This window comes from Pseudomonas sp. Irchel 3A18, assembly GCF_900187465.1.
GTDB lineage: Bacteria > Pseudomonadota > Gammaproteobacteria > Pseudomonadales > Pseudomonadaceae > Aquipseudomonas > Aquipseudomonas cichorii.
This window is the reverse complement of record NZ_FYDI01000003.1, coordinates 331,174-344,596: the sequence shown is the minus strand read 5'-3', so window position 1 is coordinate 344,596 and position 13,423 is coordinate 331,174. Positions and strand designations below refer to the sequence as shown.

Below are 13,423 nucleotides of genomic sequence, written 5' to 3'. Positions count from 1 at the left end.
CTGTAACCCGTCGGGTTTATCTTCCTTCCTGAAAGCAATTTTTAGAGGGATCGTCCTTGAGACAGGGGGCGGTTCCTTTTTTTTGTGTCTCATATTTGTTTTGGTTATTAATAAATAGCTACTTATTCCTTATCGGATATAAGTTTCCTCCCTATACTCGTTTCATGAGTGCCCACATGCAGGAGGCGAACCCATGCATAACGAGTCGATCCGTTACCTGATCGTGCCAGGCTGGCAAGGGTCGCCTGAGGATCATTGGCAAAGTCACTGGCAGGCCAGTCTCCCCAACAGCGCGCGCGTCGAGCAGTACGACTGGCTCAAGCCGCGCCGTGAGGACTGGGTTGGCGAGTTGCAGCGCATGATTTCTGCGCAAGACACGCCGGTGATCCTGATCGCTCATAGCCTGGGTTGCATCACCGTTGCGCATTGGGCGCAATTGGCTCCGCTGGAGTCCTTGCGTCAGGTGCATGGTGCGCTGTTGGTGGCCCCCGCTGATGTGGAGCGCCCCAACTGCCCTCCTGCATTACGTAATTTTGCACCGATTCCCCAGGACCTCCTGCCGTTCCCGACGCAGATCGTCAGCTCGGACAACGACCCTGCCGTCAGCTCCCAGCGTGCCCTGGAAATGGCTCGCAACTGGGGCGCGGAAGTCGGGTTCCTGAGTCAGGCGGGGCATATCAACGTCAAGTCGGGTCATCAACGCTGGGAGCAGGGTTTCGCTTACCTGTACCGCCTGCAGAACCGTTTGGAACAGCACGCACGTCGTCGGGCATGAGTTCATACCTGGCGGCCATATCACGTTTTCGTCGGGCCATTTCGGGTCTGCCTGTTTTTAACGCTTGAGCCTGGCAAGGCTCAGGCGGGAGTTTGTCATGAGCCTTGAAAATTTTGGTCAGCCGCTGCTGACGTTCCCTGAAGCGGACAAGAGTCCCCTCAGTATCCGCGCCAAAGCACTGGTTTTCATCGATCCACGCTCTCGTCAGTTGCGCGAAGAAATGGAGCAACTGGCCCCGCGCTCGTTGCCGGTTCTGATTCGCGGCGAGTCCGGCACCGGCAAGGAATTGCTGGCGCGGCACATTCACCGTGGCAGTGACCGCTCCGGGCTGTTCGTGTCGGTCAATTGCGGTGCCATCAGCCCGTCCTACGCCGATGCAGAGTTGTTCGGCTATGCCGCAGGCGCCCACAGCGTTTCGGGGAGCAGCCGTGCTGGCTGGTTCGGGTCGGCCAATGGCGGCACTCTGTATCTGGATGAAATCGGCGACTTGCCGCTGCCGATTCAGATCAAGCTGCTGTCGGCGCTGGAAAACCATGAAGTCACCCGCGTCGGCGCAAATCAACCCAGCCCTGTAGATGTGCGGCTGGTGGCTGCAACCAGTATCGACCTGGCCCAGGCTGTGGAAGCCGGGAAGTTTCACGAGCGGCTTTATCACTACCTGAGCGAAGGCCGGCTCGATCTACCGGCCTTGCGCGAACAGCCCGGCAACATCCTGCCATTGGCGGAATACTTCGTGGGCATCTACAGCCAGCGTCTGAACCTGCCGGTGCAGTTGCTCAGCGATGAGGCGCAGCATGCCCTGCAATCCCATAGCTGGCCTGGCAATACACGGGAGCTGGAAAACGTCATTCACTTTGCGCTGCTGGTCAGCAGTGGCGAAGAGATTCTGCCGGAACACCTGAACCTGCCGCAAAGCACCAATCCGGTTGCAGAGGTCGAGCGACTGGTGGGGCAGATACTGGTGGATGCCAAGGAGGAACAGCTTCTGGCCGTCAAACGCTTGCTGGAGCGCATTCAGTCCAAGGATTGAAACGTTGCCCTGTTTTTGTCCTGCGCCCCTTATGGGGCGTTTTTTTGCTTGCGATACGGTGGTTAAAATCAAACAGATATAAGGACTTATCAAAAAAATCTTTTCTAGGAATAAGAAAGCCCGGTAATGTCCGCTCCATGCCCCTGATAGCCTCTGCATCGGGGGCAACACATTGGTGAACTGTCGTTTCCGCGACTTTGATTTTCCTAAGGACATTGCATGAAAAAGACCTTGTTGTTGACCGCTCTGGCGGCTGCGCTTTCCATTGGCCTGGCTCAGGCTGGCGAAAAACTGGTGGTTGGCGCGACACCTGTCCCACACGCTGAAATTCTGGAGCTGATCAAGCCAACTCTGGCCAAGGAAGGCGTGGATCTGGAAGTCAAGGTCTTCACCGATTACGTGCAGCCTAACGTGCAGCTCAACGAGAAGCGTCTGGACGCCAACTACTTCCAGACCAAGCCTTACCTGGATGGCTTCAACAAGGGCAAGGGCGCCAGACTGGTGACCGGCGTCGGCGTTCACGTAGAACCTTTCGGTGCTTACTCCTCCAAGCACAAGAGCCTGGCCGATCTGCCAGAAGGCGCAACCGTTGCCATTCCAAACGAAGCCAGTAACGGCGGTCGTGCACTGCTTTTGCTGCAGAAGGGCGGTCTGATTACCCTCAAGGACCCGACCAACGCCCTGTCGACGGTAAAAGACATCGCCACCAACCCGAAAAAACTGAAGTTCCGCGAGCTGGAATCGGCTTTGCTACCGCGCTCTCTGGGCCAGGTTGACCTTGCGCTGATCAACACCAACTACGCGCTGGAAGCCAAGCTCAGCCCGCGTAAGGATGCACTGATCATTGAAGGCTCCGATTCGCCTTACGTGAACTACCTGGTCACTCGCGAAGACAACGCCAATAGCGACGCTATCCAGAAGCTGTCCAAGGCGTTGACCAGCCCTGAAGTGAAGGAATTCATCAACAAGAAGTACGACGGCGCGGTATTGCCAGCGTTCTGATTGTTGATCGGGTACGGTTAATCCCCTTTCCTGGCTGCCGCTTCTACAGAGTCCTCTGTGGGAGCGGCTTCAACCGCGAAGTCTGCTAGCTCATTCCGCGCTATGAATATTCCATAACGGTATTTAAATTTAGTTTCTTATACCTATAAAGTTCTGACTCTATATTCATCTACATGTTTTGGAGTCGGAGCCTATATGTCCGCAGCCGCCCTCGCTTCATCGTCTACCCAAGCCGCAGAGCAACAGTTCGAGGTGCGTCCATTCACCGGCAAGGTGGGTGCGGAAATCGTCGGGCTGGATCTGTCCAAAACCCTCAATGACGCCGACTTTGCCCGTGTGCACAAGGCGCATCTCGATTACCACCTGATCGTCTTTCGCGACCAGCACATCACCCCGCAGCAACAGATCGATTTCAGCCGCCGTTTCGGCGTGTTGCAGATCCATGTGCTCAAGCAGTTCCTGCTGGCCAACCACCCGGAAATCCTGATCGTCTCCAACATTGTCGAGAACGGCCAGCCTGTGGGTCTGGGAGATGCGGGCAAGTACTGGCATTCGGATCTGTCCTACAAGGAACTGCCGAGTCTGGGCTCGATGCTGTACGCCCAGGAACTGCCAAGCGAAGGCGGCGACACCCTGTTCGCGGACATGCACCTGGCCTGGGAAACCCTGCCGCAGCATCTGCGCGAGGCGGTCGAAGGTCGTTCAGCCGTTCACAGCTATACCGCCCGCTATGCCGAAGGGCATAACGCAGCCAGCTGGCGCCCGACTCTGACCCCGGAGCAACTGGCCCAAGTCGTGGAAGTGACCCATCCGATCGTCCGTACTCACCCGGAAAACGGCCGCAAGGCGCTGTTTGTCAGTGAGGGGTTCACCACCCGCATCGTGGGGCTGCCGGAGGACGAAAGCCGTCAGATTCTGAGCGAGATTTATGCCCATAGCGTGCGTCCCGAGCATATTTATCGCCATCAATGGCAGCCCAACGACATGGTCTTCTGGGACAACCGCTCCCTGATCCATCTGGCAGCCGGTTGCCCGGCCCATCTGCGACGCAAGTTGTATCGCACCACCATTCAAGGCGATGCGCCGTTTTGATTCAGGGGAATTGGTCATGAATGCTGCAGTGCAAAGCCATACGGCTAGCGAAGGTACAAACACGCAACAGGCCACTCAGCATGCTACTGAGGCCTTGTTGAAGGTTCAGGACGTGAGCCTTGAATACCGCACGCCCGAGCGGGTAGTGCGGGCCACCCACCAAGTCAGTTTTGAAGTCGATCCGGCGGATCGCTTCGTACTGCTCGGCCCTTCCGGTTGCGGCAAGTCCACCTTGCTCAAGGCCGTGGCCGGGTTCATTCAGCCCAGTGAAGGGCAGATTCGTCTGGCAGGTGTGCAGGTCAAGGAGCCAGGCCCGGACCGGATCGTGGTGTTCCAGGAGTTCGACCAGTTGCCGCCCTGGAAGACCGTGATCGAGAACGTGATATTCCCGTTACTGGCTTCGCGCACGCTCAAGCGTCCCGAAGCTCTGGAGCGTGCGCGTTACTACCTGGAAAAGGTTGGCCTCAGTGCCTTTGCCGACGCTTACCCGCACACCCTGTCCGGCGGCATGAAAGCCCGGGTGGCGATTGCACGTGCCCTGGCGATGCAACCGAAAATCCTGCTGATGGATGAGCCCTTTGCGGCTCTCGATGCCCTGACCCGACGCAAGATGCAGGAAGAACTGCTGGAGCTGTGGGAAGAAGTGCGTTTCACGCTGCTGTTCGTGACGCATTCCATCGAAGAAGCGCTGGTGGTCGGCAACCGCATTCTCTTGCTGTCACCTCATCCGGGTCGTGTGCGTGCGGAAATCAACAGCCATCAGTACGACCTGAAAAGCCTCGGCGGCATCGGTTTCCAGCAGACCGCGCAGCGCATCCATCGCTTACTGTTCGATGAAGGCGAAACCGGCCAGGCCGAGTCCGAGCTGAATTTCCAGGATATCCGCATCGCTTATTGAGGCCCGTCCAAGCGCCTCGACCTGAACACAGAGATCCCGACATGAGCCTTTCACCCCCCGTTCGTGAAGAATACGAAGTCACGCTGGAGCCCTTCACCCAGAAGGATCTGGTGCGCGATATCCCCTTGGCCCAACGCATCTGGCAACGGGGCTGGGTACGCAAGAGCGTGATCATGGTCCTGCTGGCCGTGCTCTGGGAAGTCGCCGCACGTATCCAGAACAATGACCTTCTGCTGCCCAGCTTTCTGCAAACCGCCACGGCGTTCTATGACGGCATCATCACCGGTGAATTGCCCGGCAAGGTCTGGATCTCCCTGAAGGTACTGATCCAGGGGTATGTGATCGGCATTGTCCTCGCGTTCGGCCTGACGACCCTGGCGGTTTCGACCCAACTGGGCCGTGACCTGCTCAGCACCCTGACCGCGATGTTCAACCCGCTGCCTGCCATTGCCCTGCTGCCGCTGGCGCTGCTGTGGTTCGGGCTTGGGCAGAACAGCCTTATCTTCGTGCTGGTGCATTCGGTGCTCTGGGCGCTGGCGCTCAATACTTACGCCGGTTTCCTCGGTGTCTCGGAAACCCAGCGCATGGCTGGTCGCAACTATGGCCTCAAGGGTTTGCGCTTTGTCTGGCACATCCTGATTCCGGCTGCGCTGCCTTCGATTCTCGCTGGCCTGAAAATCGGCTGGGCCTTCGCCTGGCGCACCCTGATCGCGGCCGAACTGGTCTTCGGCGCGTCCTCGGGAAAGGGCGGTCTGGGCTGGTACATCTTCCAGAACCGTAACGAGCTGTATACCGACAAAGTGTTTGCGGGGCTGGCGGCGGTGATTCTTATCGGCCTGCTGGTGGAAAACCTGCTGTTTGCCAACATCGAGCGCCTGACCGTCAAGCGCTGGGGCATGCAGCGTTAAGTGCATGGAACGCTTGGTTTCTTATCGTCTTTCGAATTTTTGTGAGGGTTTCATGGTTACTTCTTTCAAACGTCCGGTACTTACTGCACTGGCAGCAGCTCTGGGGCTGGCAGGCGCACTGCTCAGCGGTGGCGCGCAAGCCGAAGGCAAGATCAGCATCGCCCAGCAGTTCGGCATTGGCTATCTGATTCTGGATGTAGTGCGTGATCAGAAACTGATCGAAAAGCACGGTAAAGAGCAAGGCCTGGACATCAAGGTCGACTGGAACAGCATTTCCGGCGCTACCGCCATGAACGAAGCATTGCTGGCCGGGGCGCTGGACGTGGTATCGGCAGGCGTGCCACCGATGCTGACCATCTGGGACCGCACCAAGGGCAAGCAGAACGTCAAGGCCATTGCCTCGCTGGGCTCGATGCCCAACTACCTGCTGACCAACAACCCGAACGTCAAAACCCTGAAAGACTTCACCGACAAAGACCGCATCGCCGTGCCGGCGGCAGGGGTGGGCTTCCAGTCGCGTACCTTGCAGATCGAGACGGCCAAGGAGTTCGGAAACGAGAACTTCAAGAAGTTCGACAACATCTCCGTCAGCCTCGCGCACCCTGACGCCACCTCGGCGCTGATTGCCGGTGGTTCGGAAATCAACTCGCACTTCTCCAGCCCGCCCTTCCAATACCAGGCGCTGGAAAACCCCAACGTCCATAAAGTGCTGAGCAGCTACGACGTGCTGGGCGGCCAGGCCACCTTCAACGTGCTCTACACCACCGAAAAATTCCACGACGAAAACCCCAAGACCTACAAGGCGTTCTACGACGCGCTGGCCGAGGCCGAGAAAATCATCAAGGCCGACAAACCGGAAGCAGCCAAAACCTACATCCGCGTCGAACAATCCAAACTGCCGCTGCCGCTTGTAGAGAAAATCGTCTCCGACCCGGAAATCGATTTCACCATCACCCCGCAACGCACCTTCATCTATGCCGAAAAACTGCATGAACTGGGCGTGTTGAAAAACAAGGCTGCGAGCTGGAAGGATTACTTCTTTGAAGAAGCTCATGGCGGATCGGGTAGCTGATGGTGGGAGGCAGCTTGCTGGCGACTAATATCTGCCGGCTTTCTGCACATTAACTAATCGTCATTACTGAGTGGGAGCGAATTTATTCGCGATAGGCCCTTACATTCGAAGGACATGTATCGCCTTCAATGACGCCTCGCGAATGAATTCGCTCCTACGCAGTGCTCTGTAAACCAGCCAGTGCATGCCTTTGCCTGCCGGTTTTGCTCTTTCTTCTGTATGAACTTTCTTGGAAAAGCCAGGGCCCTTGCGCCTCTGATGTTCTGGCGCATAGGCTGCGTCGGTCACTGAAATGGCAGCTTTGCGTGGGGCATCTCCGGATGCGCCGGGTCTTGTGTTCTCTACCGGTCTGCTAACCCGCGTCAAGGCTGTCGCCTTCAACTCCCTTTGAAAAAATCAGAATTGTTTGAAACAAGCCATGAACCTGTTCTTCAAGAGACGCTTTGAAGTAAATATATTAGCCATACGCGTACAAAAGATCTTCGATTATCTCTAACTCTTGCTTGGTAAATGGCGGGTGGTCGTAATTCTTCATACATTCCAGTACGCCTTTGATTGGGACTTGGCGTGAACTATCCTCGACGACTCCTATGAGTCGGTCAGCCTCCGGGTCTTTGTTTTTCAGATATTTAATTATTAGGTTTTTTAATGATTTACGTGCTTGCTCATCGTTAAGTATTTTATTGTTTTACCTTTGCCGCCTAGCCCAAAAGAAGTGATCTGCAACATCGGCTAAATGCGTTACCCTCTAAAGATTCTCTATGTCATTAGGGCCGCCATCATTAATTAGCTTTACCATACGCCGATTGTAATGTTCCAAATCTTGGCTTTTATTAGTTCTGACCAACTCCTGATGTAGAAATCTAATAGTTTCGGATATTTTTTTCTTTTGCTCATCCGATAACTCACGAACTAAATCAAATCCGCCTGCAGCCAAGATAGGAGTTTTTTGGCGCATGTAATAATAGCAGCCTAAATTCTCAAAAAGATCTTCTGCGTCCTCGGCATTAATTTGCACCGTGTTCAGATATTTCTTAAAAGCGTTTCTTAAAATTAAGCTTGGGTTTCTTTGTGTTTCAAGAAAGCCACAAAGCCCTTCCCAATTTATAATATGCAAGTGATCACCCCAGTCAGGATCCCTTGCAAAGTAAATTCCCCTCCCTCTAAAATAATCGGGAAATTCACTTTTATTCAACGCCGTCTCAAAGTTACTTCTCATTGAGTTTTTTCCAGTCGTTAGCGTTTCACGCTCTATAATTTGCTGTAGGCAGGATAGGATTGCCCACTGCATGGGGCTTATAAAGCCTCAAGATCTGTAGTGCATTCCGTTCCCTTTGAAGAAGTCAGTGAACTCGTCTTGAGTTAGTGTAACCTCAAATCTGTTTTTCACTGAAATTTTTCCTGCTTTAAATTTGTCCTGAAATACTCAGGTGTCACCAATAATAAAGCATGTTTTATAAGCTTGAATGCATGTTGGTTTTTAGTTTTTTTGTTGTGCCTCCGACTATTCGAGAGCTTATAATTTTTCAAGCTCAATGTTGCATCCGTTTCTTTTGATTTTTTCAATTTCTACATTTATAGAGTTTTTGCCAGAGTCTTTGTTTTTATATCATATTCCTTTCTTAGTAATCTAAATAGACGTCCTGTTTTCTTTTTGCAATCATTATTAATGGCCTCTATCAAGTCGTAGTTGTCGAGCGAGAGAAAAGGAAACATACTTTTTGCTATATCGTAGGCGGAAATGTTTAGGAGTAATCCTTAAGCTTCTTTGCAGTTTTCTTTTAGATATTTTATATATTCTTCAAATATACTTGTTAGTAGGCTTTGTGCAGGTTTTTGGTTCTTTAGAACACTGCACATTTCTTGCCAGTTGCTTATGTATAGATGGTTGCCCCAGTCTGAGCCTCGGGCAAAATAAATACCACCCCCTTTGAAAAAATCTGAAATCTCGTGTTTATCTAAAGCCGTTTCAAAGGTGGTTGTCACGGAAATGCTCCAGAGTAAGATGTCTTTTTACAGCGTCTCTAAGTCTATCTTGCCACCATTACTCTTTATTTCGGAGAGGAATTGATCGAAGCTGATTACGGGGCTGCCGGCATTGTGTGCAGCATATTCTCTGCGAAGCAGTCTGAACAGTTCGCCTATTATTTTTTTGCTGCCAGAGTCGAGAGCAAGTATTAAGTCGAAATCATCAGTCGACATAAAACTAGTATCTGCTCGTATTGAATAGTAGCAGCTTATATTGAGTAATACGGAATCTGCATCTTTGTAGGTGATTTGCAATGATTGCAAGTATTCGCTGAATGCTTTTAGTAGTATATTGGCTGGCTGTTCTTTCTGCTTTAGGAAACCACATAAACCTTGCCAATTATTTATATGCAGGTGGTCACCCCAGTCCGGATCCCTTGAAAAGTATTCTCCTTGGCCTTTGAAGAACTCAGGGAGTTCGTTTTTTTCTAGGGCAGTCTGAAACTTTGTTTTCATTGGGGCTTTTCCCAGTCTTCAAATTGGCTTGGTGATTTATTTGAAGTTACAGGTTGTCAGGCGATACTCCAAGTGTCTTCTGTTGGGAGGCTCGCGTGTTACAGCATTATATAAATTCCGGATGATCTACAGATTCTCGATGTCTTTAGGACCACCATCCCTGATGAGTATTGCCATGCGTCGATTGTAAAGCTCTAGGTCCTGATTTTTGTCAGCTTTGGACAGCTCTTGGCGTAGAAAACGCATGATGTTTGATACCTTTTGTCTTTGTATGCTAGGTAAATCAAGAATCAGGTCGAGCCCATTTGCAGATAAAGCAGGAACTTTTTTGCGCATGTAGTAATAACAAACTATATTTTCAAATAAATCTTCGGCTTCTTTTAAAGTGGTATCTACTGTGTCCAAATACTTTGTAAAGGCATTCTTTAGTACTGTATCTGGGGTCTTGTGTGTTTTGATGAAGCCGCAGAGTCCTTGCCAGTTCATGATGTGAAGCTGATTACCCCAGTCAGGGTCTGCTGTGAAGTATATGCCAATCCCTCTGAAGTAGTCTGGGAATTCATCTCTGTTTAAGGCTGTTTCAAAATTACTTCTCATTGAAGTTGCTCCCAATCATCAAACTGGCTCAAAAGCTTGTTCATATCCATGCCGTGGTCGATTTTCTCTGATCCAACCAGTGCAGCTTCTTTCGTTCCACTCTTGGTTTCTCCCCCTGGAACCCATTCTTTAGGATAAGCGCCTGCTTCATTGCCATTTGGGATCTCATATTTAAATTTAGGGTCGTTAGGTTTAATGTTTACAAGATAAATTCTGGAGTTAGAGAGGTCTTTTGTGCCAAGGTTTAGCTCTCTGTTAAGTACCTCCCAGTTACCGCCGCTCGCTTTATATTTGGCGACTACCTTATCCATTTCGGATGGTAGGCCTACAAACTTTCTAGGCGGGAAAGTAGGGTAGCTCGAGAGTTCGATCCATTCGTCGATAACAACAAACGAGCCTCCTTGCTGCCGGAAGGCTTCTTCGTGCATTGTTACGTATTGCTCTGGCAGATATTCGCGCGTGTCAGTGGGTCTGTTTCCTCTCTCCAGATTGATCACTTCATCGTACTTAGCCTGAGACATGGGTATCCGGTCAGGTTTCGTTGCGTTCGCCGAATTGTTGGGAGGCGTGCTGCCGACAGCTATCACTCAACCCCAACGGATCCAACCACCCCGTAGGGTTAGGCACATACCGATAGTTATTCAACCCACCTGCCAGCTTGATCGGGGCGGGTGTCAATCAAGAGGGATCAGTATTATGTCTCCAAAGACTGCTGTTTTGTTTTTTGCTTTTTCGAGCGTATTTGCTATGGTTGGTTTTAATGTAAGATTTCTGTTAAACGCTTGAAAGCCAAAGTTCGCACTGTTTAAGTATGGCGCTTTCACTCATTGTAAATGTATTTTTTACATCTAGCTCTATGAAGTTGTTCGCATCTGCTGCATTGAAAAATGTAAGCCAGCTATCTCTGCCGTCATGTTCGATTACGTACCTTTGCTCGTCTCTATTGATGGTTAGTGACCAGGACGAAAAGAATTCTGGGTGATCTGAAAAAGCTGTCACTGTGAAATTACAATGACTTGCTATACTATATAAGTCAGATTGTTTCATTTGTACCTCCTGGGCTTTAATTATAAAAGTCATGGAATTTTTTCAAAATTCCCTGTGGCACTGCTGACGACTTGCGTTCCGCCGCCTGACGCCGGTTGCGTCATGTCTTTTACAGACCAAGTATCATCTATCGCTTTGGCCGTAGATTTTAGTACAGGTGTTTTTTGTGTTGTTCGATAAACACTTTGTAGTTTAAGCTCTATCGTGCGAGCGGCCCGATTTGTCCCGAGTGGCCCGATACCTAGTTCCGATGGAGTTGTAGCAGGGTTTAGGGAGTAGTAGTTGCCTTGCGGAGCACCGGGTGATTGAAATTGATACACTGTTTTTCCGCGATTTAAAGTTTCTACATTTACGGGTTGATCAAAGTCTATTCCATTTAAATGGCTTGGAATACGCGCTTCTTCAACGCCTTGTGCTCGATAAAACTCCGCAGCGGTCTCTTTTCTAGTTCGTATATTGATATCATTGTTGATATCACCTGTTCGGCCGTACTTTTGATTCAGCTCAGACCTTCTACTCCCTGGGCAGTCGATGGGGATGCTACTCAACCCCAACGGATCCACCCACCCCGTAGGGTTAGGCACATACCGATAGTTATTCAACCCACCCGCCAGCTTGATCGGGTCGGGCGTCAAGAACCGTCCAGTCCCCGGATTGTAGTAGCGATGGCGGTTGTAATGTAAGCCCGTTTCCGCATCGAAGTACTGGCCCTGGAACCGCAGCGGGTTGTCGATTTCGGCGACGTCCAGCGCGGCGAGGTTGCCGTAGGCGCGGTATTTGGCGGACCACATGATCTCGCCGCTGTAGTCGGTGAGTTCCTGTGGCGTGCCGAGGTGGTCGAGTTGGTAGTAGAACGGCGTGGCTTTGCGTGGGCCTTCGCCGTCGAGCATGGCCAGCGGGCGGAAGGTGCCGGGTTCGTAGATGTAGCTGCGGTAGCGGTTCTCGGCGCTTTCGGCGACGAGGCGTTCGCCTTGCCAGAGGAATTCGGTGGTGTGGCCGTCGACGGTCTTGGCGATGCGGCGGCCGAAGGCGTCGTATTTGTAAGTGGCGGTGCTGCCGCCCGGCAGGCTGACACCGATCAGGCGGTGTTGGGCGTCGTAGCGGTATTCGGTGACGAGTTTCTGCCCGGCGCCGCGACGTTCGCGGATCTGGTTGCCGTAGGCGTCGTAGTCGTAATGACGGTCGCCCTGCATCAGCAGGCGGTTGCCTTTGACGTTGGCCAGGTTGGCGGTGGGCAGGTCGCCCTGGCCCAGCAGGTTACCGGCCGGGTCGTGGGCGAAGGTTTCCGGGGTGTTGCCGCGGACGTTGATCAGGCGGTCCAGCGGGTCGTAATGGAAGCTGCGATTGCCCTTGCGGCTGTCGTCGATCCCCGCCAGGTTGCCGTTGGCATCGTAGGCATAGCGACGCTGGAACAGGCTGCGGTCCTGCTGGCTGACACTGTGAGCCTGCAAGCGACCCTGTTCGTCGTACTGATACTGACTGAGCAACAGGCCTTGCTGGCGCTGGCGTTCACGACCGCCGCTGAACTGGTGAGCGGTCAGGCGCGAACCGTTGAGGTCGATGCTGCTCAGTTGACCGCCACGCTGGTGGTGGTAATCCAGCTTGCTGCCATCCGGGAGGCGACAGTGTTTGAGCTGGCCGACGCTGTCGTATTCGTAGCGCAGCGTGCCCCAGCCTTGGTGTTCGGTGATGAGGCGATCTTGCAGGTCGTATTCGTAGGCCAGCGGCCAGTGGCCGTCGTCGACATTGACCAAGCGGCCAAGGGCGTCGTAGCTGTAGTGAATCGCTTCGCCGTCTGGCAGGGTCTTGACCAGCAGACGGCCAGCAGCGTCGCGCTGGTATTCGGTCACCAACTCGCTTTCGTCGTCGCCGAATTCGGTTTTCTTCAGCAACTGGCCGTTGAGGTCGTATTCATACGCGGTGCGGCGACCGTCGAAACCGGTTTCCTGCTGGATCAGGCCATTCGAGTAGTAATCGAGGTGGTAACGCTCGCCACGCTCGTTCTCGATTTCTGTGAGCAGCAGGCGCGAGTTGTTGTAGCGGTAGCGCAACTGGCTGCCGTCCGGGTTGATGCGACGGCTGACCAGGTGCAGGTTGTCGGCGTATTCGTAGCGCGTGACGCGACCCAGTTCATCGCGTTCGGCGGTGACGCGGCCATACGGGTTGTAGGTGAAGGCGCGGGTCGCACCGCCTGGCAAGGTCACCTGTGCCAGGCGGTTGGCAGCGTCCCATTGGTAATGGGTGATGGCACCGGTTTCGTCCTGACGGGTGATTTGCCGACCCAGGGCGTCGTAACGGTATTTACGTTGGCCGCCGTCGGGCAAGCGCTCTTCCAGCAATGTCTGGAATTTTGGAAAGCTAACTCACTCGTGAAATTTACGTTCACTAACGAAAATTCAGCCTCCGACCATCTAATCCGACACCCTTTTCCCTTTCCTCTGCATGAAGTTTCCGAGAGAATCCTGAGCCCTTGTGCAGGGGGATTCCGGGCTCTAGGCTGCATCCGTCGCTGAACATC

The 13,423-nt window shown here is 52.8% G+C and carries 13 protein-coding genes and 1 pseudogene; 7 read left to right on the top strand and 7 right to left on the bottom strand.

Going from position 1 to position 13,423, the window contains the following annotated elements:
* Positions 1 to 193: 193 nt before the first annotated feature.
* From CKW23_RS07200 to CKW23_RS07170, 7 genes are all read left to right on the top strand, one after another.
* The gene (locus CKW23_RS07200) at positions 194 to 775 is read left to right on the top strand and encodes an alpha/beta hydrolase (protein WP_025258063.1); all 582 of its coding nucleotides are present in this window, start codon (positions 194 to 196) and stop codon (positions 773 to 775) included.
* Between the two features lie 97 nt (positions 776 to 872).
* The gene (locus tag CKW23_RS07195) at positions 873 to 1,805 is read left to right on the top strand and encodes a sigma 54-interacting transcriptional regulator (RefSeq protein ID WP_095067318.1); all 933 of its coding nucleotides are present in this window, start codon (positions 873 to 875) and stop codon (positions 1,803 to 1,805) included.
* Between the two features lie 219 nt (positions 1,806 to 2,024).
* Complete coding sequence (locus CKW23_RS07190; protein WP_025258065.1) at positions 2,025 to 2,807, top strand: MetQ/NlpA family ABC transporter substrate-binding protein; 783 nt, start codon at positions 2,025 to 2,027, stop codon at positions 2,805 to 2,807.
* 195 nt (positions 2,808 to 3,002) lie between these two features.
* On the top strand, positions 3,003 to 3,899 hold the full coding sequence (locus CKW23_RS07185; protein ID WP_025258066.1) for a TauD/TfdA family dioxygenase: 897 nt from the start codon (positions 3,003 to 3,005) through the stop codon (positions 3,897 to 3,899).
* 16 nt (positions 3,900 to 3,915) lie between these two features.
* Positions 3,916 to 4,797 (top strand): ABC transporter ATP-binding protein, encoded by an 882-nt coding sequence (locus CKW23_RS07180; RefSeq protein ID WP_025258067.1) that lies wholly within the window; start codon positions 3,916 to 3,918, stop codon positions 4,795 to 4,797.
* A 41-nt stretch (positions 4,798 to 4,838) separates the two neighbouring features.
* A complete protein-coding gene (locus CKW23_RS07175) occupies positions 4,839 to 5,705 on the top strand; it encodes an ABC transporter permease (protein WP_025258068.1) in 867 nt (288 codons plus the stop codon).
* Positions 5,706 to 5,757: 52 nt separating this feature from the next.
* Positions 5,758 to 6,777, top strand: a complete 1,020-nt coding sequence (locus CKW23_RS07170) for an ABC transporter substrate-binding protein (RefSeq protein WP_025258069.1) — start codon at positions 5,758 to 5,760, stop codon at positions 6,775 to 6,777.
* Between the two features lie 748 nt (positions 6,778 to 7,525).
* Here the strand turns inward: CKW23_RS07170 and CKW23_RS07160 are convergent.
* From CKW23_RS07160 to CKW23_RS07135, 7 genes and pseudogenes are all read right to left on the bottom strand, one after another.
* Positions 7,526 to 8,068 carry a hypothetical protein gene (locus CKW23_RS07160; RefSeq protein ID WP_177434626.1) on the bottom strand — a complete coding sequence of 181 codons (543 nt, stop codon included), beginning with the start codon at positions 8,066 to 8,068 and terminating at the stop codon, positions 7,526 to 7,528.
* 467 nt (positions 8,069 to 8,535) lie between these two features.
* On the bottom strand, positions 8,536 to 8,763 hold the full coding sequence (locus CKW23_RS26890) for a hypothetical protein (protein WP_236249425.1): 228 nt from the start codon (positions 8,761 to 8,763) through the stop codon (positions 8,536 to 8,538).
* Positions 8,764 to 8,790: 27 nt separating this feature from the next.
* Positions 8,791 to 9,261 carry a hypothetical protein gene (locus CKW23_RS07150; RefSeq protein ID WP_095067316.1) on the bottom strand — a complete coding sequence of 157 codons (471 nt, stop codon included), beginning with the start codon at positions 9,259 to 9,261 and terminating at the stop codon, positions 8,791 to 8,793.
* 126 nt (positions 9,262 to 9,387) lie between these two features.
* Entirely contained in the window at positions 9,388 to 9,858 is a 471-nt protein-coding gene (locus tag CKW23_RS07145) for a hypothetical protein (RefSeq protein WP_025258077.1), read from the bottom strand.
* The gene (locus tag CKW23_RS07140) at positions 9,855 to 10,379 is read right to left on the bottom strand and encodes a hypothetical protein (RefSeq protein ID WP_095067315.1); all 525 of its coding nucleotides are present in this window, start codon (positions 10,377 to 10,379) and stop codon (positions 9,855 to 9,857) included. Before CKW23_RS07140 ends, CKW23_RS07145 begins: the two co-directional genes overlap by 4 nt.
* A gap of 253 nt (positions 10,380 to 10,632) precedes the next feature.
* Positions 10,633 to 10,905 carry a hypothetical protein gene (locus CKW23_RS26165; protein ID WP_143498919.1) on the bottom strand — a complete coding sequence of 91 codons (273 nt, stop codon included), beginning with the start codon at positions 10,903 to 10,905 and terminating at the stop codon, positions 10,633 to 10,635.
* Between the two features lie 29 nt (positions 10,906 to 10,934).
* A pseudogene (locus CKW23_RS07135) lies at positions 10,935 to 13,244 on the bottom strand (polymorphic toxin type 46 domain-containing protein); the annotation flags it as partial.
* Positions 13,245 to 13,423 lie beyond the last annotated feature (179 nt).